We start from the raw sequence: 26,063 nt of genomic DNA, 5'->3' as shown, positions 1-26,063 counted from the left end.
GCTCCAAAGGATGTTTTTCATGCGATTCACTATCAGGCAGATAACCCGTGTCCTTTAACCACTACTACCAAAGCGAACTCACCGCACTGCGCCAGCTCGGTCGCCGTTTCGCCGAGCGTAGTCCGGCGCTGGCGCCGTATCTGGGGCAGGCCGGGCGGGATCCGGATGTGGAGCGGTTGCTGGAAGGCTTTGCGTTTCTCACCGGGCGTTTGCGCCAGAAGCTCGACGACGAGCTGCCGGAGCTCAGCCATTCGTTGATGCAACTGTTGTGGCCGAACTACATGCGCCCGCTGCCGGCGTTCAGCATTCTGCAGTTCGATCCGCTCAAGCGCTCCGGTCCGGCGCTGCTGGTTGAGCGCGATACGCCGATCGAGAGCAAGCCGATCGAAGACGTGCGCTGCCGTTTCCGCACCTGCTACCCGACCGAGGTGTTGCCGCTGGATCTGGCCGCGCTGAACTACTCGGTGAAGGGCGATGGCTCGCTGCTCAGCCTGCGCCTGGAAATGAGCGCTGACGGCCACCTCGGCGAATTGGAGCTGAGCAAATTGCGCCTGCACTTTGCCGGCGAGCGTTACATCAGCCAGATGTTGTACCTGAGCCTGCTGCGCAACCTCGACGGCATCGAACTGATCCCGCTCGACGGCGCCGGCAAGCCGATCGATGGCGTCAGCGGCAAGCCGATGGCGTTCAAGATTCCCGGCGACCGGGTGAAACCGGTGGGCTTTGCCGAAGAAGAGGCGCTGATCCCCTATCCGCTGAACACCTTCCGTGGCTATCGCTATTTGCAGGAATACTTCGCCTTCCAGGACAAATTCCTCTTCGTCGACGTCAACGGTCTGGACATTCTCAAGGCGCTGCCGGAAGACACCCTCAAGCAGATGCGCGGCCTCGAATTGCGTTTTGACATTCGCAAGAGCGGCATCATGCGCATGCGCCCGACGCTCGATAACGTGAAGCTGTTCTGCACGCCGATCGTCAATCTGTTCGAGCACGATGCGCTGCCGATTCGTCTCGATGGCAAGCAGGACGAGTACCTCCTGCTGCCGGCGGAATACGACCTGGAAAACTGCGGTGTGTTCTCGGTGGAAACCGTCACTGGCTGGAAGCCCGGCGGTCTCGGTTATCAGGAATACGTGCCGTTCGAGTCCTTCGAGCACGACCCGAGTTTCGACGTGCCCAATAGCCGTCCGCATTACAGCATCCGCCAGCGTTCGTCGCTGTTGCATGACGGCCTCGACACTTACCTGAGCTTCGGCATCCGCCACACCGAAGCCCACGAAACCCTGTCGATCGAGCTGATGTGCACCAACCAGAACCTGCCGAAAAAGCTCAAGCTCGGCGACATCTGCATGGCCAGCGAGCAGACCCCGGAATTCCTCAGTTTCCGCAACATCACCCCGGCCACGTCGAGCTTCGCGCCGCCGCTGAACCGTGACTTCCTGTGGAAGCTGATCAGCAACATGTCGCTTAACTATCTGTCGCTTGCCGACGTCAATGCGTTGAAGGTGATTCTGGAAACCTACGACTTGCCTCGCTACTACGACCAGCACGCGGAAAAGGTCAGCAAACGCCTGCTCGGCGGCCTAAAGCACATCAAGCATCACCACGTCGACCGCCTGCATCGCGGTCTGCCGGTGCGCGGTCTGCGCACCGAACTGACCATCGACCCGGAAGGCTATATCGGCGAAGGCGACCTGTTCGTCTTCGCTTCGGTTCTCAACGAGTTTTTCGCGCTTTACGCCAGTCTCAATTCATTCCATGAGCTGCGAGTAAAAGCACACAGGGAGAGGTGTACCAATGGACACCACGTATGGGCCTGCAGCCTCTGCTTTGAGCGGGCTGACCAAGGTAATACGCGAGTACTCGCTGTTTCAGGCCGTGCTGCTGGTGATCGACCGGCTGCGCGAGGCACACCCGCATCTGAGCGAAGACGATCTGTACGATCAGGTCGAGTTTCAGGCCAACCCGAGCCTGGGCTTTCCGCGCAGCGACGTCGATCGCGTGGAGTTTTTCGAAGAGCACGGCAAGATGCGCGCGCGCATGCGTTTCAACCTGATCGGTCTGGTCGGCTCCGGTTCGCCGCTGCCGGCGTTCTACGGCGAACAGGCTCTGGGCGACAGCGAAGACGGCAACCCGACGCGCAATTTTCTCGATCTGTTCCACCATCGCCTGCAACGGCTGATGCTGCCGATCTGGCGCAAGTACCGTTACCGCGCGAGCTTCCAGAGCGGCGCGATCGACCCGTTCTCGGCGCAACTTTTTGCGCTGATCGGCCTGGGCGGCGACGAGATCCGCAAGGCCAAGGAACTCAACTGGAAACGCCTGCTGCCGTACCTCGGCCTGCTCAGTTTGCGAGCGCACTCGGCGGCGTTGATCGAAGCCGTGCTGCGTTACTACTTCAAACACGAAGACCTGGTCATCGAGCAGTGCATCGAGCGCCGCGTGGAAATTCTCGACGAGCAGCGCAATCGTTTGGGCCGCGCCAACAGCGTACTCGGCGAAGACCTGGTGCTGGGCGAACACGTGCGCGATCGCAGCGGCAAATTCCGCATTCACATCACCGAACTCGACTGGCAGCGATTCCATGAATTCCTGCCGATCGGTTTCGGCTACCAGCCGCTCTGCGCGCTGGTGCGGTTCACCTTGCGTGACCCGCTCGATTACGACATTCGCCTGGTCCTGCGCCAGGAAGAAATCCGCGAGCTGCGCATCGGTGAGCAGAACGCCTGTCGCCTCGGTTGGACCAGTTGGCTGGGCCGCGAAAAAGCGGACGGCGTGGTGACCCTGGGCAGCAAAATTCATTAAGGACGTGAGCCATGATCAACGTAGACCTGCAACAACTCATCCAGGCGCTGGACGCCGAAACCCGTCGTGATCTGGAGCGTTCGGCGGAGCGTTGCGTCGCCCGTGGCGGCAGCAAGATTCTGGTCGAAGACTTGCTGCTGGGCTTGCTCGAACGCCCGAACGGCTTGCTGTCGCGCGCGTTGCAAGATGCTGACGTCGACGCCGGTGAACTGACCGCTGCATTGCAATCGCGGGTCGAGCACAGCGCTTCGCGCAACCCGGTGTTCGCCCCGGAACTGGTGCAGTGGCTGCAAGACGCACTGCTGGTGGCCAACCTCGAACTGGGCCAGACCCAGGTTGAAGACGCGGCGCTGATCCTCGCGCTGCTGCGCAATCCGATGCGTTATGCCGGCAGCCGTTATCAGCCGCTGCTCGCCAAGCTGAACATCGATCGCCTGAAAGAATTTGCCCTGTCGCAACAGGAGCAACCGGCGGCCAATGGCAAACCGGCGGCGCAAGGCGAATCGCTGTTGCAGCGCTTCACCCACAACCTGACCCAACAGGCCCGCGACGGCAAACTCGATCCGGTGCTGTGCCGTGACGGCGCGATTCGGCAGATGGTCGACATCCTCGCCCGTCGCCGCAAGAACAACCCGATCGTCGTCGGTGAGGCCGGTGTCGGTAAGACCGCCATCGTCGAAGGTCTGGCTTCGCGCATCGCTGCCGGTGAAGTGCCGCAAGTGCTCAAAGGCGTAGAACTGCTGTCGCTGGACATGGGCCTGTTGCAGGCCGGCGCCAGCGTCAAAGGTGAGTTCGAGCGTCGTTTGAAAGGCGTGATCGACGAGGTCAAAGCCTCGCCGAAACCGATCATCCTGTTTATCGACGAAGCCCACACGCTGATCGGCGCGGGCGGCAATGCCGGCGGTTCCGACGCGGCCAACCTGCTGAAACCGGCGCTGGCCCGTGGCGAACTGCGCACCATCGCCGCGACCACCTGGGCCGAGTACAAGAAATACTTCGAGAAAGACCCGGCGCTGGCCCGTCGCTTCCAGCCCGTGCAACTGCACGAACCGACTGTCAGCGAAGCGGTGACCATTCTGCGTGGTCTGGCTCAGGTCTACGAGAAGAGCCACGGCATCTACCTGCGCGATGACGCGGTGGTGTCCGCTGCTGAATTGTCCGCGCGTTACCTGGCCGGTCGGCAATTGCCGGACAAGGCTGTCGACGTCCTCGACACTGCGTGCGCCCGCGTGCGCATCAGCCTCGCTGCGGCCCCGGAAAGTCTCGAGCGCCTGCGTGGCGAACTGGCTGAAGGTGGCCGTCAGCGCCAGGCGCTGCGCCGCGATGCCGAAGCTGGCTTGCTGATCGACCACGAAGCGCTGGAGGCACTGGAAGCGCGGCTGGACGAAGCCGAAAGCGAGATGGTTGCGCTCGAGACCTTGTGGACTGAGCAAAAGCACTGGCCGAGCGCCTGCTGGAACTGCGTCAGCAACTGGCCAAGGCCCGCGAAGCCGCAGCCGTCGAGCCGACCGTCAGCGTTGAAGAAGACGCCGAAGGCACCGTGATTGAAACCGTGGTCGCCGAAGTCGAAGAAGGCCAAAGCGTCGAAGCGCTGGAAGCCCAGCTGCATGAAACCCACGCCGCGCTGACCGCTGCGCAAGTTAAAGAGCGTCTGGTCAGCTTCGAAGTCTGCCCGCGTCTGGTTGCCGAAGTGATCAGCGCCTGGACCGGCGTGCCGTTGGCGCAGCTGGCCCGCGAGCACAACGCCAAGGTCGCCAGTTTTGCCACCGATTTGCGCACACGCATCCGTGGTCAGGAGCAAGCCGTGCACGCGCTGGATCGCTCGATGCGCGCCACCGCTGCCGGCCTGAACAAGCCTGACGCACCGGTCGGTGTGTTCCTGCTGGTCGGCCCGAGCGGCGTCGGCAAGACCGAAACCGCGCTGGCCCTGGCTGACCTGCTGTACGGCGGCGACCGCTTCATCACCACCATCAACATGTCCGAATTCCAGGAGAAGCACACCGTCTCGCGTCTGATCGGTGCACCGCCGGGCTACGTCGGCTACGGCGAGGGCGGCATGCTCACCGAAGCCGTGCGTCAGAAGCCGTATTCGGTGGTGTTGCTCGATGAAGTCGAGAAGGCTGATCCGGACGTGCTCAACCTGTTCTACCAAATCTTCGACAAAGGCGTGGCCAACGATGGCGAAGGTCGCGAGATCGACTTCCGCAATACGTTGATCCTGATGACCTCCAACCTTGGCAGCGACAAGATCAGCGAACTCTGCGAAGACGGCGCGCGGCCGACCGCCGAAGTGCTCGAAGAAACCATTCGCCCGGTGCTCAGCAAACACTTCAAACCGGCGCTGCTGGCGCGGATGAAAGTGGTGCCGTACTACCCGGTGGGCGGCCCGGTGCTGCGCGAGCTGATCGAGATCAAACTCGGCCGTCTCGGCGAGCGCCTGAACCGTCGTCAGCTGGAGTTCAGCTGGTGCCAGAACCTCGTCGATCACCTGTCCGAGCGTTGCACGCAAAGCGAAAGCGGTGCGCGCCTGATCGATCATCTGCTGGATCAGCACGTGCTGCCGCTGGTGGCCGATCGTCTGCTCGACGCGATGGCGACCGGCGAAAGCCTCAAGCGTGTGCATGCCACGCTCGACGGCAACTCCAGCGTGACGTGCGAGTTCGTCTGAGGTGGGCGTGATGTTCACTCAGGTGCCGCAGCCACTGGTCTACGCCGAAGCGTTGCTGGCGCAGTTCGCCAGTCTGTCGCGCGCGGCGGACAGTGCTGCGCTGCTGGGTGAATTCGTCCGTGGGTTGGCCGAGCTGAGCGGCTGCGAACTGACGCAGCTGTACCTGCTCGACGCCACCCACACCTGCCTGGGGATGAACGCCGAGTGCCTCGACGGCGCGCTGCAACCGCGTCAGGCGGCGAGCCTGCCGGCCGATTACAACGGTGAACAACTGCTGCAATTCGCCCTGTGCCAGAACCGCGTGGTGTGCCTCGACGACCTGACCGGCAGCCTGCACGAAACCAGTTTTCTGCCGGCGGCGAGCACGCCGTGGCAGTCGCTGTTGTGCGTGCCGCTGGTCAATCAGCACAAGTCGGTCGAGGGCTTGCTGCTCTGCGCCAGCCGCCGGCGTACTGACCTGCAAGGTTTCGCCGATTCCCTCGGCCAACTCGGCTCGTTCGTGCTCGGCCAACTGCATCTGCTGCAACGCCTGCGTCAGCCAACCGCCGAATTGGTCACGGCTACACGCAGCGTGCCGAGCATCAGCGGCTACGGCCTGATCGGCAAAAGCGCGGCGATGCGCCAGACCCATTCGCTGATCAGCAAAGTCCTGCACAGCCCGTACACCGTTTTGCTGCGGGGCGAAACCGGCACCGGCAAGGAAGTGGTGGCGCGGGCGATCCACGATTGTGGCCCGCGTCGGTCCCAGGCGTTCATCGTGCAGAACTGCGCGGCGGTGCCGGAAAACCTGCTTGAAAGCGAGTTGTTCGGCTATCGCAAGGGCGCTTTCACCGGCGCCGATCGCGACCGCGCCGGTCTGTTCGATGCAGCCAATGGCGGCACGCTGCTGCTCGACGAGATCGGCGACATGCCGCTGTCGTTGCAGGCAAAGATTCTGCGCGTGTTGCAGGAAGGCGAGATTCGTCCGCTGGGTTCCAACGACACGCACAAGATCGACGTGCGCATCATCGCTGCGACGCACCGCGATCTGGCGGCGCTGGTTGGCGAAGGCAAGTTCCGCGAGGACTTGTATTACCGCCTCAAGCAATTCCCGATCGAACTGCCGGCCCTGCGTCAGCGCGAAGGCGACATCCTCGACCTGGCCCGGCATTTCGCCGAGAAGACCTGCACGTTTCTGCAGCGTGATCCGGTGCGCTGGTCGGACTCGGCGCTGGAGCATCTATGCGGTTACACCTTTCCCGGCAACGTTCGCGAACTCAAGGCACTGGTCGAGCGCGCGGTGTTGCTCTGCGAGGGCGGCGAGTTGCTCGCCGAGCATTTTTCCCTGCGCCTGGAAGCGATGCCGGAAGACAACAGCGGCCTGAATCTGCGCGAACGGCTGGAGCAGGTCGAGCGCACATTGCTGCTCGATTGCCTGCGCAAGAACGATGGCAACCAGACCCTCGCGGCCCGCGAACTGGGCCTGCCACGGCGCACGCTGCTGTACCGCCTCGGGCGCCTGAATATCAATTTGGGTGACTTTGATGGTTGAGCTACAGCACTTCTTCGAACCCAACACATACCCTGTGGCGAGGGGATTTATCCCCGTCCGGCTGCGCAGCAGTCGCAGTCCGGTACATACGGTTTCACTGAGAAATCGCGCTGGCAGGTTTTGGGGGCGCTGCGCACCCCAACGGGGACAAGTCCCCTCGCCACGGGAGGTCGCCGTACCTCCAGGCTATGGCTCAAGGCCCCGATCTAGAGGCTTCGAGCCCACCTCAAAAACTTATTTCAGCGCCGCCCGCAAGGGTCGGCGCTTTGTGCTTTGTCTACACCTGGAGACCCTCTGATGTCTGTTCGTCACTGGCACGCTGTCCTGCTGACCCTCGTCGTTCTATGCGGCCTTGGCGGCTGTAGCGGCAATTACAAATTCAACGACAACGACTATCGCCCGTTGGGTGATCCGCAAGCGGTCAATCGCGGCAAGTGACCGCAAGGAGCATCAAACATGGAATTGGTTTTCGAAATGCTGAACACCAAGCAGTTCGTGCCCACCGAGCTGTGCCAGCGGACCTTCAAGCAGGCCGGTGGCGTGATCGGGCGCGGCGAGGACTGCGACTGGATCATCCCTGACCGCAAGCGTCACCTGTCCAATCACCACGCGATTGTCAGCTACCGCGAAGGCTCGTTCTTCCTCACCGACACCAGCAGCAACGGTGTCCAGGACGGCAGCAGCGGCGCACGCCTGCACAAGGGCGAGCCGGTACGCATCGAGCACGGCAGCACTTACATTCTTGGTGACTTCGAGATCCGCGCGCGGCTGGTCCGTGACCCGGCGACCTTCGACGGCGAAGTCGGCCGCCCGCGCGCGGCTGGCAGCATCATTCCGGACGACGCGTTCCTCGATCTCGACCCGCTCAATGCCCTCGAACAGCAAGAGCGCGTGTACTCGGAAATCGACGAGCTGCTGTCGCCCACCGCCAAGCCGGAAGATTCCCGTCAGCGTGCCGACTACGCGCGCATCGACATGGAAAGCCTGATGGTCCCGGAGCTGATTGCCGCCCCGGTCGAGCCTGAGCCGGCGCCTGCGCCGAAAGCCGTCGAGCGTCAGAGCGAAGGTTTCTGGGAGCACTTCGGCGCGGCGCTGGGCGTCGACGTCAAAGCCCTCAGCCACGACGAACGTGAAGCGCTGGCGCTGAACGCAGCGCGGCTGCTGCGCCAGAGCATCGGCGGTTTGCAGCAGAGTCTGCGTACCCGCTCCGAACTGAAGAACGAATTGCGTCTGGCCCAGACCACCGTGCAAGGCACCAACAAGAACCCGCTGAAATTTGCCGTCGATCCGAGCGAAGCACTGCAGATTCTGTTGCAGCCAAGCAAGCCCGGGCATCTGCCGGCCGAGCAGGCGATCTCCCGCGCATTCCGTGATCTGCAGGCGCACCAAGTGGCTTTGCTCACCGCCAGTCGCGCCGCCGTGCGTGGCACGCTGGAGCACTTCTCGCCAGAACAATTGACCCTGCGGTTCGAGCGTGACAACAAGCCATTGATCGCCACTTCGGGCGGGCGCTGGAGAGCATTCGGCCGCTACCACCAGGCACTGCGTCAGGACGATGACTGGAGCGAGCGTCTGCTGGCCCGCGACTTTGCCCAGGCTTACGAAGAACAGATCCGCCTGATCTCCACCCTCCACACCGACCACCAAGGATGATGCGCATGTCTCGCCGCTCGACCGCTTTTTCAAGACGCTGACTGCGCTCACCGTGCTGGTGCTGCTTGCCGGTTGCTCGTCGCTGTCGCCGTACTCGAAAGTGACCAAGATCAACCTCAAGCTGACCGGCAGCGATCAGCTCAACCCGGATCTCAACGGGCGGCCGTCGCCGATCGTCGTGCGCCTGTTCGAACTCAAGCACCCGGTGACCTTCGAGAACGCTGATTTCTTCAGCCTTTACGAACGCGCCAAGGAATCCCTCAACCCGGATCTGGTGGCCAGTGAAGAACTCGAACTGCGCCCGGGTGAAACCGTGGAACTGAAACTCAGCGTGGAGGAGGGCAGCCGTTACGTAGGCATCCTCGCTGCCTATCGCGACCTGCCGGATACCCAATGGCGGCACACCGTGCAGATCACTCCGCTGGAACTCACCGAGGCTGATCTGACCCTCGATCAGGCCGGTATCCGCAACACCCAACAAGTGCTCGCCAAGGCGGATGACTGATCATGAACACCCATAAAGTCATTTGGCAGGAAGGCATGCTGCTGCGTCCGCAGCACTTCCAGCACAACGATCGCTATTACGATCACCAGATGAAAACCCGCACGCAATTGCTCGGTGGCTACACCTGGGGTTTTCTCAATCTGGAGATCGACTTGCAGTTCCTCAACATGGGCAAACTGGTGATCAGTGAAGCCTCGGGGATCCTGCCGGACGGCAGCCTGTTCGAACTCGGTGGCAACACCGAACCGCTGGCGCTGGACGTGCCGCCGAACACCGGCAACACGCCGATCTATCTGGCGCTGCCTTTGGTCACCGGCAACCACATCGAGGCCCGGCGCCCGGAGCAATCCGATGTGCTCGCGCGCTACACCGCGTATGACGCCGAAGTCGCCGACTCCAACGCCGGCGACGATTCCGCCAGCCAGGTCAGCTGCGGTCGTCCGGATTTCAAGCTGTTGCTCGGCGAGCAGCAGAGCGACCAGGCCTACGTGAAGCTGAAAATTTGCGACGTGCTCGACACCACGCCCGACGGCGTGATCAGCCTCGACCCGGATTTCGTCCCGACCTACATTCAGGCCCACGCCTCCAGCTACCTGCTGTCGTGCCTGAAAGAAGTCATCAGCATGCTCAGCCACCGTGGCGACACCATCGCCGAGCGGATTCGCTCCAACGGCAAGGTCGGCGGCGCTGAAGTCGGCGACTTCATGATGCTGCAACTGATCAACCGTACCGAACTGCTGCTGCGCCATTACCTCGGTCTGGAACAAGTGCATCCGGAAGAGTTGTACCGCACGCTGCTGACCATGCTCGGCGATCTGGCGACCTTCTCCGGCGAGAGCAAACGCCCGCGTCTGGACAGCCGCTATTCCCACGCCGATCAGGGCGCAAGCTTCCGCAAACTGATGGAAGCGATCCGTCAGGTGCTGTCGATGGTGCTCGAACAGCACGCCATCGAGTTGATCCTGCAGGCGCGTCAGTACGGCATCATCGTCTCGCCGTTGCACGATCACAAACTGCTCGGCTCGGCCTCGTTCGTGCTGGCAGCCAGTGCCAATTGCGACTCCGAAGAACTGCGTCAGCGTTTGCCACAGCACCTCAAGGTCGGCCCGGTGGAACGCATCCGCCAACTGGTCAACCTGCACTTGCCGGGGATCAAGGTCAAACCGTTGCCGGTGGCCCCACGGCAGATCGCGTTCCACTCGAACAAAACCTATTTCATCCTCGAACTCAGTTCCGAAGACCTGGCACAACTCGAGCGCTCCGGCGGTTTCGCGTTCCACGTGTCCGGCGAATTCGCCGAGCTTGAACTGAAATTCTGGGCCATCAGGAACTGACCGACATGATCAAGGAAACGGATTACAACCAGGACGACAAAACCGTCCTGCTCGACCGTCAGGGCCACGGACCGGCATCGAGTCCGCTGACCGACTTCGCCGCGCCGCCGCGTTTCGAGCAACTGGAAGAACGCATGATCTACGCCGCGCGCCTGCGTCCGGCGGAGGCGTTCAACATCAGCCTCAACTCGCTGGTCGCGGCCTCGTCCGACCTGCTTTCGGAAGTGGTGCGCCTCAAGCACAGCGAAACCCGCGAAGACCTGTATGCGCTGGAATGAGCGGCTGACCGCCGGGCTGAAATTGTTTGAAGTACGCGCCCTGCACAACGGTGCGGAAAGCAGCCAGGTGATGGCCGCGCGTTACGTGCTCTGCACCGTGGTCGACGAAGCCGTCGTGACCACGCCGTGGGGCAACGAAAGCGAGTGGTCGCAGATGAGCCTGCTGAGCAGCTTCCACAACGAAACCTTCGGCGGCGAGAAGTTTTTCCAGCTGCTCGATCGGCTGTCGAAAAACCCGGTCAAGCACCTGCCGATGCTCGAACTGATGTACCTGTGCCTGTCCCTCGGTTTCGAGGGCAAGTACCGCGTGCAGGCGCGCGGCATGCTTGAGCTTGAAGGCATCCGCGACGCCTTGTACCGGCAGATCCGTCAGTTGCGCGGCGACGTGCCGCGCGAGTTGTCGCCGCACTGGGAAGGCCTCAACGATCAGCGCCGCAACCTGGTGCGCATCGTGCCGGCGTGGATGGTGGTGCTCTTTACTCTGGTCTGCCTGGTGGTGATGTATTCGGGCTTCGCCTGGGTCCTGAGCGAACAACGCGACACCGTTCTGCATCCTTATCAGCCGCTTGATCCAGCCGCGGTGCAACCGCAGGCGCAGCCGTAAAACAGGGACGTGTGATGAAAAAGTTTTTCAAGAAAGTCGGCGCCTTCCTGCGCCAGACCTGGGTCTGGACTCTGCTGCTGGTGCTGTTCGTGGCGCTGCTGGTGTGGTTCGTCGGCCCGTTGTTGGCGGTCGATGATTACAAGTTCTGGGAAAGCGCGACCTCGCGCCTGCTGACCATCAGCGTGCTGTTCCTGATCTGGGGCCTGACCATGGTCTTCGTCAGCTGGCGCGCGGGTATCCGCAAGAAAGCCGAGGAGGAAAGCGAGGACGGTCAGGACCGCATTCGCCGCGAAGAGCTGATCGACGAAGAACAGAAAGAGTTAAAGGCGCGTTTCAAGGACGCGCTGAAAACCCTGAAGACCTCGAGCCTGTATCGCGGTCGCAGCGAGCGCTGGCGCAGTGACTTGCCGTGGTACCTGCTGATCGGTCCGCAGGCCTCGGGCAAAACCAGCCTGCTGGACTTCTCCGGTCTGGAATTCCCGATCAACAAGATCGACCGCAAGCTGACCCGCGACACCCTCGGCACTCGTCATTGCGACTGGTATTTCGCCGATCACGGTGTCCTGATCGACACCGCCGGGCGCTACACCACTCAACCGGACGCCGAAGTCGACGGCAACGCCTGGACCACCCTGCTGGAGCTGCTGCGCAAGCGTCGTCGCGGCCGTCCGTTGAACGGCGTGCTGGTGACCATTCCGGTGGAAACCCTCACCGGCGGCAGCGAGCAGGACATCGACACCCTCGCGCGCCAAGTGCGCAGCCGTCTGCAGGACGTGCACCAGAAACTGCACGTCGACGTGCCGGTGTATCTGGTCCTGAGCAAGGCTGACAAGCTGCTCGGCTTCGACGAGTTCTTCGATCAACTGACCCGCGAAGAAAGCGATCAGGTGCTCGGCACCAGTTTCCGCAAGGATCAGGTCGGCACCGACGTCGCTGTGCTGCGCAACGAGTTCGAAGAGCTGCTGCGCCGCTTGAACAGCCAAGTGATCATGCGCATGCACTCCGAGCGCGACACTCAGCGCCGTGGCCGCATCCTCGACTTCCCGCATCAGTTGGGGCAGATCGGCGAGCGTCTGTGCCTGTTCGTCGACATGGCGTTCACCGGCAACCGCTATCAGCGCGCCACGCAACTGCGCGGTTTCTATCTGACCAGCGCACCGCACCTGACCCAGGAAATGGATTCGACCACCGCCGGCATCGGCGCCAGCCTGGGCATGAACGCCGGCGTGCTGCCGACTCTGCGCAGCGGTCGTTCGCGGTTCATCCACCACTTGCTCAGCCAGGTGATTTTCCCCGAGGCCGATCTGGCCGGTCTGGACAAGCGCGAGCGCAGCCGCATTCATTGGGGCCAGCGTGCGCTGTACGTCGGCGCTCTGGCGGCACTGGCACTGTTCGGCATGCTCTGGGCCGGTGGTTTCTCGGCCAACTACGAGCGTCTGGAAAACCTGCGCACGCTGGCGCAGAACTGGACCCAGCAACGCTCGGCCGTGACGCCGCGCGATGACGCCATGGGCGTGTTGAAAGTGCTCGACACCAGCTACGCCGCGACCCAGGTGTTCCCGAGCAAGGGCGACGTCTCGTACCACGAGCGTGGCGGCCTGTATCAGGGCGAAGAAATCAACCCGGTGGTGAAAACTGCCTACGAGCGTGAGCTGGAAGCGCAGTTGCTGCCACGGGTGGCAACCATGCTCGAAGGGCAGATCCGCGCCAACATGAAGGACCGCGATCGCCTGCTCAACAGTCTGCGTGCATACCTGATGCTGAACATGAAGGATCGTCGCGACGCGGCGTGGCTAAAGGACTGGGTCGCCACTGACTGGTCGCAGCGCTACACCGGTAACACTGCGGTGCAGAACGGTTTGAATACGCACCTTGAGCGCTTGCTCAAGCAGCCGTTCATCTACCCGCTGAACGATCAACTGGTGACGCAGGCGCGTCAGGTCCTGCGCAGCGAATCGTTGGCCAACGTGGTTTACCGCATGCTCCGCGAGCAGGCGCGCAACCTGCCGGATTACCGCTTCAGCCAGCACCTCGGCCCGCAAGGCTCGTTGTTCATCGGCACGGAATACGTGATCCCGGGTTTCTACACCCAACAGGGTTATCAGCAGTATTTCTCGGTGCAGGGCGCGGCGCTGGTCACCGATATCCTGCGTGACAACTGGGTGCTTGGCGAAGGCGCGGGCATCAGCGACATGGACTTGCGTCGCCTGATGGTCGAGCTCGAGCAGCTGTACTTCCGCGACTACGCCAACTACTGGAGCGAAGCCGTTGGCCAGGTCGCACTGCCACCAATCAGCGACGCCGGCGAAGGCGCCGAGCAACTGGCGGGCCTGACGTCGGCCAACTCGCCGGTTCTCGCATTGCTCACCGAAGTGCGTGAAAACACCCGCTTCGAAGCTGCGGCTGATCCGGTCGATGAAGCCGGCGAAGCTGCCGATGCGCTGGCCGGGCAGAAGGGCAAACTGGGCAAGGTCGGCAAACTCGCCGCCGCTGCCGCCGACAAGGCTTCGGCGCTGAACGTGGCGAAGAACCTGCCGGACACCGCGAAGAAATCCCTGCAACGCCGCTTCGAACCGCTGCATCGTCTGCTTGATGACAACAACGGCCCGGGTGCTGACCTGACGCCAGCGTTCAGCGCGCTCAACGACCTGCAACTGCAACTGGCCGGTCTGGCCCGTTCCAGCACGCCGGAGCAAGCCGCGTTCGAGATGGCCAAGACGCGCATGAGCGGCCAGCGTGATGCGCTGACCAACCTGCGCAATGCCTCCGGTCGTCTGCCGCGTCCGCTGAGCGTGTGGTTCAACGTGCTGGCCGAAGACTCGTGGCGCCTGGTGCTCAACGATGCCTATCAATACCTGAACGGCCGTTATCAGAACGAGCTGTACAGCGTGTATGGCAAAACCATCAGCAAGCGTTACCCGTTCAGCGCCAGCAGCACCAGCGATGTGGCGATCAGCGACTTCCGCGAGTTCTTCCGCGCTCAAGGTACCGTCGACCGCTTCTTCGACAGCTACATGCGTCCGTTCGTCAGCGGCGATCCGGGCAACTACCGCATGCGCAGCGTCGACGGCCACAGCCTGCCGGTATCGAAGGTATACCTCGATCAGATGGCGGCGGCGCAGACCATTCGCCAGAGCTTCTTCTCGATCAACCCGGCCGAGCCGACGGTGCAGTTCAAGCTCGAGCCGTACACCCTCGATCCGGCGGTCAGCCGTTCCGAATTCAAGTTCGGCGACAAGACCATGGAATATCGTCACGGCCCGATCCTGCCAATGACCTTCAAGTGGCCGACCGATGCTGAAGACGGTCGCACCAGCCTGGTCATGGACAAGATGGCCGGGCGTCCGATCGGGATCGAGAAGAACTCCGGCCCATGGTCGCTGTTCCGTCTGTTCGACCTGATGCAGACCGAGTACCTGAACGGTCGTGACGTGCTGGTACTGAAAGCCGACGTGGGTGGCCTGCGCGCCAACTACCTGCTGACCAGCCAGCGCACGCCGAACCCGTTTGACATGGGCGTACTGCGTACTTTCCGTATGCCGGTGCAGCTCTGATGCTGGTGGCCAGTGCTTGGCGCAGCGCGGCGCGTACCGACCCGGGCAAGGTGCGGGCGCGCAACGAAGATGCCTTCCTCGACTCGCCGCAGCACGGGCTGTGGGTGGTCGCGGACGGCATGGGCGGTCATCAGGGTGGCGACATCGCCAGCCAGTTGATCGTCGCCAGCCTGGCTGAGTTGCCGCAACACGAGGACTTCGACGAACGCCTCAAAGCCATCCGCCAGTGCCTGCACTGGCTGAACCGGCGTTTGGGGCAGGAGTTGACCGTCACCGCCGGACGCCACGACAGCATCATGGGCAGCACCGTCGTCGCGCTGCTGGTGGAAGGCAATCGCGCGGCCTGTATCTGGGCCGGCGACAGCCGTTGCTACCTGTGGCGCGGGCAGCGGTTGTATCAGCTGTCCAAGGACCACTCGCTGCAACAGCAACTGATCGACGAGCAGCAAATGAGCGTCGAACAGGCGGCAGCGCACCCGGCGGCTCAGGCACTCACCCGAGCCGTCGGCGCCGCCGACACACTGACCCTGGATGTACTCGAGCTTGAGGTTTATCCGGGCGATGTGTTTTTGCTCTGCAGCGATGGTTTGTATCAGGGCTTGAGCAGCGATGCCCTCGGCAACGCCCTCAGCCTCAGCGCGCCGCACGTGGCGCTGGAACGTTTGTTCGACGGCGCTCTACGGGGCGCCGCGCGCGACAACCTGACTGCCGTGGTGATCCGCCAATGACCAATATCGAATCGCCCATCGAGGACTTGCTGATCAGCGAGGAACAGGCCAGCAACCTGACCTACTTCGCCTTCGCCAAGGGCAACAAGGCCGAACCGTTGCTGGCGCCTACCAAGGCCAGCATCGGTGCGCTGCCGGATGTACTCGCCGGTCGCTACCACCTCGAGCGTCTGCTCGGGGCCGGTGGCATGGGCGCCGTTTACCGGGCGCGGGATCTGCTGCACGAGCAGTTCGGCGATCCCGACCCTTACATTGCGCTGAAAATCCTCAGCGAAGAATTTGCCGAATCGCCGGACGCCAGTGCCTTGCTCTACAGCGAGTTCGCCCTGACCCGACGCCTGCGCCACGACAACGTCGTGCGTGCGCACACCTTTGAAGTCGACACCGATTGCCAGCGGGCCTTCATCATCATGGAATACATGCGTGGCCTGACCCTGGACAAATTGCTTTGCGAGCGGCCCCTCGGCCTGCCGTGGCATGAACTGCGCGACATCGTCCTGCCGCTGCTCGACACGCTGGCCTACGCCCACCGTCGTGGCGTGCTGCACGGTGATCTGAAACCGAGCAACGTCATGCTCAGCGAAGACGGCCTGCGCCTGTTCGACTTTGGTCTGGGGCAGGCAGAAGAGGGCACCTTGCCCGGCCTGCCGCACCTGAGCCGCGAGCGCTTCAACGCCTGGACCCCGGGCTACGCCGCCCCGAACTGCTTGAGGGCCAACCGTTGTCGGCCAGCGCGGACGTGTACGGCGTGGCCTGCGTGATCTATGAACTGGCGGGCGGCAAACACCCGTTCCGCCGCTTGCCCTCGACCCAGGCCCGCGATGAGCATCTGGAGCGCGAGCTGCGCGCCCCAGCGAATCTACCCCAGCACGGCTGGCACGCGCTGCGAACCGCGCTGAGCTTCAACCCGGCAGAACGCACCATCACTGCCCAACAATTGCGTGACGCCTTGGGCGCCACTTCGTCCTGGCTGCAACGTCTGCGACTTCGGGCGTAACGGATGACATTCGAACAGGGAGCACACGATGTTCAACTCAGCTAACGAAACCCACTTCAGCCTCAAGGTCGAAGACTACGTCGGCGACCTGCAAGTGCTGTCGTTCACCGGCACCGAAGGCATCAGCCAGCCGTATCGCTTCGACCTCGAACTGGTCAGCGAAAACCCGGATCTGGACCTCGAACAGCTGCTGCACAAGCAGGCGTTTCTTGCATTCGACCCACAGGGCTCGGGCATTCACGGGCAGATCTACCGCGTCGCCCAGGGCGATGCCGGCAAGCGCCTGACCCGCTACAAAGTCTCCATCGTGCCGCAACTGCAATACCTGCATCACCGCACCAACCAGCGCATCTATCAGCAGATGTCAGCGCCGAAAATCATCGCGCTGATCCTTGACGAACACGGCATCAAGAGCAACGCCTACAGCTTCCAGCTCAGCCAGCCGTGCCCGGATCGCGACTATTGCGTGCAGTACGACGAAACCGACCTGCATTTCGTCCAGCGCCTGTGCGAAGAGGAAGGCATTCACTACCACTTTCAGCACAGCGAAAAAGCGCACCTGCTGGTGTTCGGCGACGACCAGACCGTGTTCCAGAACCTTGGGCAGCCAACTGCTTATGTGCAGGGCAGCGGCATGGTCGCCGACGAGCCGGTGATCAAAGCCTTCAAACTGCGTCTGGAAACCCGCACCACCCGCACCACGCGCCGCGACTACGACTTCGAAAAACCGCGCCTGCGAATGGAAGCGGCGTACAAACCGGACGGCGACAGCACTGAACCGGATCTCGAAGACTACGACTACCCCGGCCGCTTCATCGACCGCGCGCGCGGCAAGTTCCTCAGCCAGCGCGCCCTCGAACGCCACCGCGCCGACTACCGTCAGGCCGAAGGTCGCGGCGACCAGACCAGACTGGTCAGCGGCCACTTCCTGGAAATGTCCGACCACCCGCGCAGCGAGTGGAACGACCTCTGGCTGCTCACGGAAATTTTCCACGAAGGCAAACAACCGCAAGTCCTCGAAGAAGGCGTGACCAGCGACACCACCGACAACAAAGACGACTTCCACCAGGGCTACCGCAACACCTTCCTCGCCACCCCGTGGGACGTGTTCTACCGCCCGGCCCTCGAACACCCGAAACCGCGCGTACTCGGCAGCCAGACCGCCATGGTCACCGGCCCCAAAGGCGAAGAAATCCACTGCGACCAATACGGCCGCATCAAAGTGCAATTCCACTGGGACCGCGAAGGCCTCGCCGACGACAAAACCAGCTGCTGGCTGCGCGTCTCCAGCTCCTGGGCCGGCGACCGCTACGGCGCCATCAGCATTCCGCGCATCGGCATGGAAGTCCTCGTCACCTTCCTCGAAGGCGACCCCGACCAACCGCTGGTGACCGGTTGCCTGTACCACAAGGAAAACCCGGTGCCGTACGCACTGCCGGCGAACAAGACTCGCAGCGTGTTCAAAACGCTTAGCTCGCCGGGTGGTGGTGGGTACAACGAACTGCGCATTGAAGACAAGAAAGGCGCCGAGCAGATCTACATTCATGCCCAGCGCGATTGGGATGAGAACGTTGAGCATGACCAGAAGATTCGGGTCGGCAATGAACGTCATGACACGGTGGTTAAGAACTCCTACACCGAGCTGAAGGCTGAAGAACACCGCACCACCATCTCCGACCGCAAGGTTGAGGCGAAGCTCGATGATCATTTGACGATTGGGCAGAACCAGCATGTGAAGTTGGGGACTGCACAGCTGACCAGCGTGGGGAAAGAGATTCATCTCAAGGCTGGGGACAAGATTGTTATTGAGGCGGGGACGGAGCTGACCATTCTTGGGGGTGGGAGCTTTATCAAGCTTGATGGCGGTGGGGTTACGGTGGTTGGGCCGGTGGTGAAGATTAATGCGGGTGGCTCGCCGGGGAGCGGCACCGGGATCGGGATTAAACCGCCGGTGCTGCCGGGGGCGGCGGATAAGGATAAGGCTGGGAGTTTGATGGATCAGGCGTTGGGGAATGCGGTGCCTGAGAAGGTTAAGCCGAAGGCTTTTTTTGTGTTTTCTGAGTGATCACTCATTTGTCTAAAGGGGTTGATACATGAACTGCCAACGTAAATTTTTTATTGCATTGATAATGTCAATGTTTGCATTTCTTTCAAACTGCGCAATGGCAAGTGGAGCTGATTTAAAATCTTGTCCATCGACGACGTTCTCAGAGTTTCTCTCTGTTTATCTGGAAAATCTTTCCGTTCAACAGAAATTTACCCATATTCCGTTAAAAAAAATAATTACTGTAGATGCTGAGCCTGAACCTGAGCAAAAAACAGTCCTGCTGGATAAGAATCAGGTAGTGTTTCCAGTGATTTTCGGAAAAGAGAAACGAGTTGCCGCCGGTGTTGGAGTGACAGTCTTAGAGAATTTCAACGGTGTTGCTAAAATAAAAATAGAGAAGCCGGATACCGATTACCAGGTTTTTTATGTGTTTAAGTTGGAAGGGTGTTGGTTTTTGGACGAAATTCAAGACTATTCACTTTGATAGAAGTTTAATAAGGAAATTGTATGTCTTTCAATGAAGTGATGCTCCGCGTTCTGCCGCCAGTTGATGGTCACCAACCTCATATTACAGGAGTTTATGGCGAGCAGCGTGCGAGTGGCCCTCACGGAGGGACCGATTTTAATTATATTGGTGGCCAAAACGGGATAAATCTGGAGAACCCCAAAGTCTATGCGCCAATAGCCGGTACCGTAACATTTACCGGTGGGAATTACGGGACGATAAAAATCAAAGATGCGGATGGCAATAGCCACGAGATTCTGCATACGAGCAGCCACGTTGTAAGTCAGGGATCTACCGTTGCGGCGGGTGATGAAATTGGCACTATGGGGGAAAGGGCCGAATGGCGTAACTCAGTATCCACGCCATGTTCACTATCAAATGAAGGATCCGAACGGCAACCTTATTAGTCCAGAGGTCTGGTGGGGGCAACAGACTGTTGCTCCGAGCTCAGCAACACCTGAATCAACTGTGTTTAGCCTTCTTAATTTTCAGTTTCCGTTCCGAAAACCCGGTGGCGGACGGTATAAAGATGCGGAAGAGATTTTTTCTGCAATCCAAGGTGAAACTTCAGGCAATTACCTTCTAGGTAGTCACAAATTTTGGCATGGGGGGATTCATATAAGTAGTTCCAGCGCTCCTCAATGCATTAGTGATGAGCCTATTCGCTGTATGGCTGATGGAGTGGTTGTCGCCTACCGGCTGAATAAAGATTACGAGAAATCAGAATTCGAGGGTGAGGGTGAGCTTAAGTACTCAAGCTCCTTTTGCTTAGTGCGGCATGATTACAAATCTCCGCCAAATACTGAGGTTACACCTAGTACGAATAACACGCTGACGTTCTACAGCTTGTACATGCATTTGCTGCCATTTCAGCATTACCCGCTAGAACAGGGTGGAGGAACTATTGCTCGTTCGAAACCTGGGTATTGGCAAGGTAAAGTTCGTGCAAAAGTCACTGGTAGTGGTCTAGTCTTACGGAATGCACCTGCTACATTGACTGATGGAGCCAACGCCGGAGCGAAAAAAGGCAGCTCCATGGTTTTGAGCACTAATAGTATTATCGAATTCGATAGTTCGAAAATCCTCAATCTTAAGCTTAATGGAAAACTGCTTAGGATGGCCGAGTGTGTATTTATTCCGAGCTCCTCGAATCCACCCACCGGACTAAAAAATCAAAGTACAGTTGTGCCGTCAAGCTTTTGGGCGTGCGTAGAGGATGTAAGTCCAAATCGTGTTGTCGAATGGCAGGAGTTAACGCCGGCGAGTTTTGATGCAGTTGTACCAATGAATATGAAAATTAAAGCGGGAGACACGATTGGATACCTTGGCTTGAATGAGGTCTTGGCTGGGCCTAATGGGGGTAGCCCGTAAGCATCAAGTTCATTTAGAGATTTTTACACTTGATCCAAAAGTCGACGATTTTCTGAAAAATACGGCTGGAATAGAAAAGGGAAAACGATATATTCACCTACCCTCTGGTACTGTTTTGACCAAAAAAACTCCAGAGGTAGGAAGTGTGACGCTGGAAGTGGATCATTGTGTTGAGTTGAGCAAGTCTCCGATATTTAAAGACCCTACTGAATGGTACGAAATATCTGTTAAGGAAAACGGTCAAGATATTAAAGGGTTAATAAAGAAGGCAGAAGCAAAGCTCGTAACTCAACATGACTGGGAAAAGCTGGGCTTTCGTGTTGTAAAGGAAAGCAATTCGAATTCTGACGGTTTTTGGATCCTGATGAAATGCCACCTTTTTTCCAAGAGCTATATGATGATCTGGATAAATTTGGCAATCACGATGACAAGGTGACGCCAGAAGATTTTCCTGAAGCAATGAAAAATGCAGAGTTTCGAGAGCACTGGTCTAAGTTGGTCGCATACCATCCCACTGAGTGGAAGGAAAAATCAGAATCTGCAAAATGGAGTCGTCTAAACCAGCTGCTCGAAGGATCTCCGGCGATTCTTAAGTTAGAAAAGGAACGCATTGATAAGCTGGTTTTTGGGATGACCCAGTTATTCAAGAAAAGGGTCTTGGTGATGGAGTTATTTGGCATTTTCATCCGATCGCAATGATCGGAAATTTCTTAGCAAAGGAAGCGTCAAAGGCTGGTCAAATTACCTATGATGCTGAAGGCAATGACATCCCGGGTTCACCGTTTTTCAGCCGCCATATTCACTGGCCGGGAAATGACTTGTCAGGGGTTACCTTAGGGCGTGGATATGATATGGGGTTTAGATCCGAAACGGAAATATACAATCATATGATCGCTGCTGGGGTAGATGATGCTCAAGCTACGAAGATATCTAAAGCTCGGCAGTATAAGGGGACTAATGCAAGAAACTTCGTGGCTCAGAATCGCGCCGATATAGGAACGATAACGCTTGAGCAGCAAGAAGCTCTATTTGATTTGATTTATCCGGGGTATGTTGCTAAGGCAATTGCAAACTATAATCACTGGACAACTCCTTTCTCAGAGCGTCTGGAGTGGGATGCATTAAGCCAGATCGTTAAAGATATTCTGGTAGATTTTGTATACCAGGGGTTCACAAAAGGGGCAAATCCAATGAAGGCAGGGATGAAGGATGATGTTGATCAGTTAATAAGCTATATTGAGAACAATCCTACAATTAGACAGTACGAAGAAGGTCGAAAACGTGCTGCTTATCTGAGAAAAAATCGTTAGGAAAATATATGAGAAATTTATTAATTTTTTCTGCTCTCTTGATCCCCTTGTCAGTTGCTGCGGCACAACCGGACTGTGCTAATATTTCTACCAGTCAACAAGTAGATGTCTGCGCAAAGCATGCGAAAGAATCTGCAGATGCGAAGCTTAATAGCAGTTATAAGGATTTAATAAAAAGGGTTGGATCTCAATATCAAGCTGACGCTAATCTTCACGACGAATTCATGAAAAAGCTGAAAGAGTCTCAGCGTGCGTGGCTGAAACTACGTGATACGAATTGTGCTCTTGAGGCATTTGAAGTAGAAGTTGGGCAGCCAGCTTATGTAACTACTGTGAATAACTGCGTCGCGCGAATGAGTCTGGATCGCTCTGTTTATTTAGATAAAACTTTGCCTGATTTGTAGTAAAGAGGGGGAATCTATATTTTATCTGTCCCCCCTTGTTTTTTGAGTAAGAGGGATAATGAAAGGGGTTCAAAAAAGGAGGCTGTTTTTTTGCTCGACGAGAGATTTTTAATAGATGTTACCCAATTTTTGCACTTTGTCTGGGCCTCCATGCGAACTATCTGGAAATCTGGGAGGTGACTGCACGAATGAGCCGCAGTTGTTTATGCCTCGAAGTTGTTGCGAACGCAGCGCTAGCCCTAGAGCGTAATATTTCTGGTGCATTCGGCTTGATAGGCGTGGGAAGTGGCGTAGCGGGGGTAACGGTACGGATTTATTAGTTTGGCATGCTTGCAGGAATAACAGATTCCAAGCCCTTGCTGCGCAAATGAATATCAACTAAGAGGTCATTTGCTATGCTCCGTTTTTTTATGTTTGCTTTCGTTCTTCTTATCGCAAAATTCAGCAGTGCGCAAGATGTAGATTACCTTCAGGGGCGAGTGCTACAGGGCCCGTTTAAAACTAATGTTGTAAAGGGAGGGGAACTCTCCTTCTTGCAGACAGGGAACGCAGAGTTTCCGGTTTCTTTAGTTTTGGATGTTGTTGGTGTCGATAATAAAAAAATAGAAGCCTTGTCGATAAATATGATGTCGCAGGCTCGGACCCAAAAATCGAGTCGATTTTCTTTTATCCAGTAAAAGGTAAGAAAAATGTACTTGTTTTGGTTTCTTGGGAAATCACGAGTAGAGGAATTGGCACGTACGGTACCCTTTATCAAGTTCATGGGTATGAAAAAAGTGCGGGTAATAAATTGGTTGTGAATAAGCTTGTCAGGTTTGATAAGAACTTGAGTGGGATGGAAGGGTATCAAGAAGGTGATGAGCAACATTTTCCTTACGTTAATGCAGGGTTGATAAAGACCTATATTGCTAAAGTGATTAGCTCTAAATAATTAAAGATAATCTTGGCAATAAAAGGGAGCGGATTTTGTTTGGCTCAATCCGGCCCCTTGTCTAGCTATATTCCACGCCTTGATTCTTTATAGTCAATGCTAGCGTCGCCCGACGAAATGCGATGGGAAGGGCTTACTTGTCGCGCTCCGAAAGGTTTAACATTTGAAATTTGTATCACCCGTTGAGACTTCATTAATGGCTGAATCAATGAGAAACATATTTCCAGTTCCTGGAATTTTATCGTTAGCCTTTTTGCTTTTTAGTACGGTTGCGCATTCCGCGAGTTTTGATTGCGGCAAGGCTTCAACGGACGTAGAAAAGAAAATTTGTAATTCTCCATCTTTGTCCATAATGGATGAAAAGTTGAGTGAATTTTTCAAGCCGTTAAAGATTCGACGGGCTTTTCAAATAATCGAAAGCGATTGGCTGGAGTCGGAGCGTAATTCTTGTGAGTCAGTTGAGTGTTTAGAGGATGCTTATGCTCAGCAGATACAGTTTCTGTCGCCGATCCCTATTGCGCCTAGGCCGATCCAGAAAGACATTAAGTTGATGCTGGGGGATAAGCCATATACGCAGTTTGAGCGCTCATGGAAGGTCGTTGATTTAGCATGGCTTCCCAATGAAAAGGGGTTGTCGAACGATTTGTAATCTCCGCCGAAACAATCTCAGGCATGTTGTATGTCATCGTATTTGAAGGGCATTTTGATCCAGCGATGATTGCGTACAGGGGCAATCTTTATGAGTACGTTGATCGCAATGACAGGCAAGTACTGCACACCATTGCGAAAGATATCGGCTTTGATGGTGCTCTGAGTCTGGGGTCGAACGACGAAGGCAAAAGGTTTGCGGGAATTCTGGACGGGTCGTTTTACTATCGACAGCAGCTATCGAAAAATCAGTTGCGGGGGATGGTTTATAAACTCGGCTCCAAGCTGCCGCCGGTTGAAAGTAGTTTATTGTTTCAGCAGTGGCCAAATACTGATGAAAATGCTGTAAGTGGTTTGACATTCGGCTGGGGTGGAGAGTATGGAAAGTTGCAAGCGTATTATTCGCATACCCCAGGGTATGAAACGATAGCGCCGGTTGGTGGGCCGGATGCTAGTTGGAATATTTATAATCCAATCTGGAGCAAATCAAGGCCGATTTTTTATTTCAAGAATGGCGATGAAACTGTTTGGCGTGCCAATGTTGCGGATAAGACGCTGACGAAAATTGCGAAGGCCAGTGATGAAGGAATGATTCAGAATCCTACGCCTATCGATGTTAACGGGCGCGAAGCGATCGTTTATCTGAATGGATCTACTCTGAAAATGGCTATCTCACTTGAAGAATAAGTACGACTTAAAAACATACCTTAGAAAGTTGTTAGGATTTTTTTCTGGTGCCACCATTTTCCATTAAACTCCCCACCCCCAAGGAATGCGCTCAGGACACGGAATGCCAGCCCCTCGATCTCCCTTCGCCCCGCGTTAGTACTCTGGTTATACGCCGCTGCAATCGTGCACATTCTCGCCAGCCTCACCCTGACTTGGGCCGGTCACTCCGGTTTACTCGACGGCTATTTGCATACCCTCGAACTCGCATTCTGGGGCGCCGATGCGGTGCCTGCGGCCGGCCACGAACAACAAGTCTGGTGGCTCGCGCTTTTCGGCGCGACGCTGCAAAGCTATTCGCTGTACATGCTCGCTCTGGTGCACTTGGGCAATCGCTTGAAAGCCCCGGCAGTCTGGGGTTGGTTGATCGCGGGCATCCTGTTATGGGCGCCGCAGGACATGTGGCTTTCAGCGCAACGGCAGGTCTGGTCGCACCTGTGGCTCGACGGTTTTGCGTTGCTGGTGTTGTTGCCACCGCTGGTTTGGCTATATCGCCATGACCGCCGAAAATCCCCTTCAGTAAAGACTCCGAGCACATCCAGCCCGTTTGTTGGCAGCGCTTTCAAACGCGTACTGATCACCGGCGGAACAGGGTTTATAGGTGAAGCTTTAGTCCACCAGTTACTCGACGCCGGTCATTCAATTAGCGTTCTAACGCGTGACCCGTTGAGCGCCGCCACCTTGTTCAACGGCCGCGTCCGCTGTATGCATTCGCTCGGCGAACTCAGCCACGACGAAGCCTTCGACGTAGTGATCAACCTCGCAGGCGCACCCGTCGCCGGCCCACGCTGGACTCCCAAGCGTCAGGCGCAACTGCTCGCCAGCCGAGTCGGCACCACCGAAGCGTTGATGACCTGGTTGAAGAACGCCAAGCAAAAACCAACGCTGTGGATTCAAGCCTCGGCCATCGGTTTCTACGGCGTGCGCGATGCCAGCGAAAGCCTCGACGAACATGCCAGCAAGGGCGAGGGTTTCATGGCCGAACTCTGTGCGCGTTGGGAAGCCGCCGCGCAACCGGCCACGGAATTTGGCGTGCGTCAGGTGGTGCTGCGACTCGGCGTGGTGTTCGGTCCGGGCGGTGCGTTGACGCCACTGCTGCTGCCGTTCCGCTTGGGTTTCGGCGGGCGCATGGGGGACGGTCAGCAGATCATGAGCTGGGTGCATCGCGACGATGTGCTTCAGGTGATCGCGCGGGCTTTCAACGACGACACTCTGCGCGGCACCTACAACATGGTCGCGCCCGAAACGGTCAGTCAGGCGGCGTTCGCCGAGCAGGCTGGCAAGGTCCTCAAGCGCCCGGTGTGGTTGCACATTCCCGCCGCGCCAGTGCGCGCATTGGCAGGGGAAATGGCGGAGCTGTTCTTCGACGGTCAGCGCGTGGTGCCGCAGCGTTTGACCGAGGCGGGCTACACATTCCGCTTTCCAACCCTCGACGCCGCTCTGCGCGATCTGACCTGAGGATCG

At 58.0% G+C, this 26,063-nt stretch carries 20 protein-coding genes and 4 pseudogenes; all 24 read left to right on the top strand.

From position 1 onward, the window contains the following. The first annotated feature begins 47 nt into the window (after positions 1 to 47). The 24 genes and pseudogenes from tssF to LJU32_03935 all read left to right on the top strand — a co-directional run bounded on the left by tssF (position 48) and on the right by LJU32_03935 (position 26,057). Positions 48 to 1,834: pseudogene (gene tssF / locus LJU32_04050) on the top strand (type VI secretion system baseplate subunit TssF). Beyond that, positions 1,798 to 2,805: a type VI secretion system baseplate subunit TssG gene (gene tssG / locus LJU32_04045; protein ID WKV89568.1), complete on the top strand. Its 1,008-nt coding sequence runs from the start codon at positions 1,798 to 1,800 to the stop codon at positions 2,803 to 2,805. Before tssF ends, tssG begins: the two are co-directional and overlap by 37 nt. Before the next feature lie 11 nt (positions 2,806 to 2,816). Further along, positions 2,817 to 5,473 (top strand): annotated as a pseudogene (gene tssH, locus LJU32_04040) (type VI secretion system ATPase TssH). A 10-nt stretch (positions 5,474 to 5,483) separates the two neighbouring features. Beyond that, positions 5,484 to 7,004 carry a sigma 54-interacting transcriptional regulator gene (locus LJU32_04035; GenBank protein ID WKV89567.1) on the top strand — a complete coding sequence of 507 codons (1,521 nt, stop codon included), beginning with the start codon at positions 5,484 to 5,486 and terminating at the stop codon, positions 7,002 to 7,004. 297 nt (positions 7,005 to 7,301) lie between these two features. Continuing rightward, a complete protein-coding gene (locus LJU32_04030; protein ID WKV89566.1) occupies positions 7,302 to 7,442 on the top strand; it encodes a type VI secretion protein in 141 nt (46 codons plus the stop codon). An 18-nt stretch (positions 7,443 to 7,460) separates the two neighbouring features. Then, positions 7,461 to 8,657 (top strand): type VI secretion system-associated FHA domain protein TagH, encoded by a 1,197-nt coding sequence (gene tagH / locus LJU32_04025; GenBank protein WKV89565.1) that lies wholly within the window; start codon positions 7,461 to 7,463, stop codon positions 8,655 to 8,657. A gap of 37 nt (positions 8,658 to 8,694) precedes the next feature. Then, a complete protein-coding gene (gene tssJ, locus LJU32_04020; GenBank protein ID WKV91037.1) occupies positions 8,695 to 9,162 on the top strand; it encodes a type VI secretion system lipoprotein TssJ in 468 nt (155 codons plus the stop codon). 2 nt (positions 9,163 to 9,164) lie between these two features. Next, on the top strand, positions 9,165 to 10,496 hold the full coding sequence (gene tssK, locus LJU32_04015; GenBank protein ID WKV89564.1) for a type VI secretion system baseplate subunit TssK: 1,332 nt from the start codon (positions 9,165 to 9,167) through the stop codon (positions 10,494 to 10,496). Positions 10,497 to 10,501: 5 nt separating this feature from the next. Then, positions 10,502 to 11,378: pseudogene (gene icmH, locus LJU32_04010) on the top strand (type IVB secretion system protein IcmH/DotU). Positions 11,379 to 11,392: 14 nt separating this feature from the next. Then, on the top strand, positions 11,393 to 14,932 hold the full coding sequence (gene tssM / locus LJU32_04005) for a type VI secretion system membrane subunit TssM (protein WKV89563.1): 3,540 nt from the start codon (positions 11,393 to 11,395) through the stop codon (positions 14,930 to 14,932). Continuing rightward, positions 14,932 to 15,660 (top strand): serine/threonine-protein phosphatase, encoded by a 729-nt coding sequence (locus LJU32_04000; protein WKV89562.1) that lies wholly within the window; start codon positions 14,932 to 14,934, stop codon positions 15,658 to 15,660. The genes tssM and LJU32_04000 overlap by 1 nt, the downstream gene beginning before the upstream one ends. Continuing rightward, positions 15,657 to 16,657, top strand: a pseudogene (locus tag LJU32_03995) (serine/threonine protein kinase). Before LJU32_04000 ends, LJU32_03995 begins: the two are co-directional and overlap by 4 nt. A 28-nt stretch (positions 16,658 to 16,685) precedes the next feature. Continuing rightward, positions 16,686 to 18,722: a type VI secretion system tip protein VgrG gene (locus tag LJU32_03990; protein WKV89561.1), complete on the top strand. Its 2,037-nt coding sequence runs from the start codon at positions 16,686 to 16,688 to the stop codon at positions 18,720 to 18,722. 28 nt (positions 18,723 to 18,750) lie between these two features. Beyond that, on the top strand, positions 18,751 to 19,188 hold the full coding sequence (locus LJU32_03985; GenBank protein ID WKV89560.1) for a hypothetical protein: 438 nt from the start codon (positions 18,751 to 18,753) through the stop codon (positions 19,186 to 19,188). A 23-nt stretch (positions 19,189 to 19,211) separates the two neighbouring features. After that, the gene (locus tag LJU32_03980) at positions 19,212 to 19,616 is read left to right on the top strand and encodes a M23 family metallopeptidase (protein ID WKV89559.1); all 405 of its coding nucleotides are present in this window, start codon (positions 19,212 to 19,214) and stop codon (positions 19,614 to 19,616) included. Next, positions 19,588 to 20,580, top strand: coding sequence for a hypothetical protein (locus tag LJU32_03975; protein ID WKV89558.1), 993 nt, complete (start codon positions 19,588 to 19,590; stop codon positions 20,578 to 20,580). Before LJU32_03980 ends, LJU32_03975 begins: the two co-directional genes overlap by 29 nt. Next, positions 20,564 to 21,016: a hypothetical protein gene (locus LJU32_03970; GenBank protein WKV89557.1), complete on the top strand. Its 453-nt coding sequence runs from the start codon at positions 20,564 to 20,566 to the stop codon at positions 21,014 to 21,016. The genes LJU32_03975 and LJU32_03970 overlap by 17 nt, the downstream gene beginning before the upstream one ends. Beyond that, on the top strand, positions 21,013 to 21,279 hold the full coding sequence (locus tag LJU32_03965; protein ID WKV89556.1) for a hypothetical protein: 267 nt from the start codon (positions 21,013 to 21,015) through the stop codon (positions 21,277 to 21,279). Before LJU32_03970 ends, LJU32_03965 begins: the two co-directional genes overlap by 4 nt. Continuing rightward, entirely contained in the window at positions 21,276 to 21,890 is a 615-nt protein-coding gene (locus LJU32_03960; protein ID WKV89555.1) for a hypothetical protein, read from the top strand. The genes LJU32_03965 and LJU32_03960 overlap by 4 nt, the downstream gene beginning before the upstream one ends. 8 nt (positions 21,891 to 21,898) lie before the next feature. Further along, positions 21,899 to 22,294 carry a DUF1311 domain-containing protein gene (locus LJU32_03955; GenBank protein ID WKV89554.1) on the top strand — a complete coding sequence of 132 codons (396 nt, stop codon included), beginning with the start codon at positions 21,899 to 21,901 and terminating at the stop codon, positions 22,292 to 22,294. A 395-nt stretch (positions 22,295 to 22,689) separates the two neighbouring features. Then, a complete protein-coding gene (locus LJU32_03950) occupies positions 22,690 to 22,971 on the top strand; it encodes a hypothetical protein (protein WKV89553.1) in 282 nt (93 codons plus the stop codon). Positions 22,972 to 23,388: 417 nt separating this feature from the next. Then, a complete protein-coding gene (locus LJU32_03945; GenBank protein ID WKV89552.1) occupies positions 23,389 to 23,874 on the top strand; it encodes a hypothetical protein in 486 nt (161 codons plus the stop codon). Positions 23,875 to 23,897: 23 nt separating this feature from the next. Further along, complete coding sequence (locus LJU32_03940) at positions 23,898 to 24,560, top strand: hypothetical protein (GenBank protein ID WKV89551.1); 663 nt, start codon at positions 23,898 to 23,900, stop codon at positions 24,558 to 24,560. A 165-nt stretch (positions 24,561 to 24,725) separates the two neighbouring features. Beyond that, complete coding sequence (locus LJU32_03935) at positions 24,726 to 26,057, top strand: TIGR01777 family oxidoreductase (protein WKV89550.1); 1,332 nt, start codon at positions 24,726 to 24,728, stop codon at positions 26,055 to 26,057. Positions 26,058 to 26,063: the final 6 nt, after the last annotated feature.

This window comes from Pseudomonas sp. B21_DOA (assembly GCA_030544685.1).
In the GTDB taxonomy this organism is placed as follows: Bacteria; Pseudomonadota; Gammaproteobacteria; order Pseudomonadales; family Pseudomonadaceae; genus Aquipseudomonas; species Aquipseudomonas fluorescens_AO.
Note: the sequence above shows the minus strand (reverse complement) of the source record. Positions and strands in the feature narration are given on the sequence as shown.

Coding starts and splice junctions, on each gene's coding strand:
- tssG (WKV89568.1), top strand. CDS start 1,798: ATGGACACCACGTATGGGCCTGCAGCCTCTGCTTTGAGCGGGCTGACC.
- LJU32_04035 (WKV89567.1), top strand. CDS start 5,484: ATGTTCACTCAGGTGCCGCAGCCACTGGTCTACGCCGAAGCGTTGCTG.
- LJU32_04030 (WKV89566.1), top strand. CDS start 7,302: ATGTCTGTTCGTCACTGGCACGCTGTCCTGCTGACCCTCGTCGTTCTA.
- tagH (WKV89565.1), top strand. CDS start 7,461: ATGGAATTGGTTTTCGAAATGCTGAACACCAAGCAGTTCGTGCCCACC.
- tssK (WKV89564.1), top strand. CDS start 9,165: ATGAACACCCATAAAGTCATTTGGCAGGAAGGCATGCTGCTGCGTCCG.
- tssM (WKV89563.1), top strand. CDS start 11,393: ATGAAAAAGTTTTTCAAGAAAGTCGGCGCCTTCCTGCGCCAGACCTGG.
- LJU32_04000 (WKV89562.1), top strand. CDS start 14,932: ATGCTGGTGGCCAGTGCTTGGCGCAGCGCGGCGCGTACCGACCCGGGC.
- LJU32_03990 (WKV89561.1), top strand. CDS start 16,686: ATGTTCAACTCAGCTAACGAAACCCACTTCAGCCTCAAGGTCGAAGAC.
- LJU32_03985 (WKV89560.1), top strand. CDS start 18,751: ATGAACTGCCAACGTAAATTTTTTATTGCATTGATAATGTCAATGTTT.
- LJU32_03980 (WKV89559.1), top strand. CDS start 19,212: ATGTCTTTCAATGAAGTGATGCTCCGCGTTCTGCCGCCAGTTGATGGT.
- LJU32_03975 (WKV89558.1), top strand. CDS start 19,588: ATGAAGGATCCGAACGGCAACCTTATTAGTCCAGAGGTCTGGTGGGGG.
- LJU32_03970 (WKV89557.1), top strand. CDS start 20,564: ATGGGGGTAGCCCGTAAGCATCAAGTTCATTTAGAGATTTTTACACTT.
- LJU32_03960 (WKV89555.1), top strand. CDS start 21,276: ATGATCGGAAATTTCTTAGCAAAGGAAGCGTCAAAGGCTGGTCAAATT.
- LJU32_03955 (WKV89554.1), top strand. CDS start 21,899: ATGAGAAATTTATTAATTTTTTCTGCTCTCTTGATCCCCTTGTCAGTT.
- LJU32_03950 (WKV89553.1), top strand. CDS start 22,690: ATGCTCCGTTTTTTTATGTTTGCTTTCGTTCTTCTTATCGCAAAATTC.
- LJU32_03940 (WKV89551.1), top strand. CDS start 23,898: ATGTTGTATGTCATCGTATTTGAAGGGCATTTTGATCCAGCGATGATT.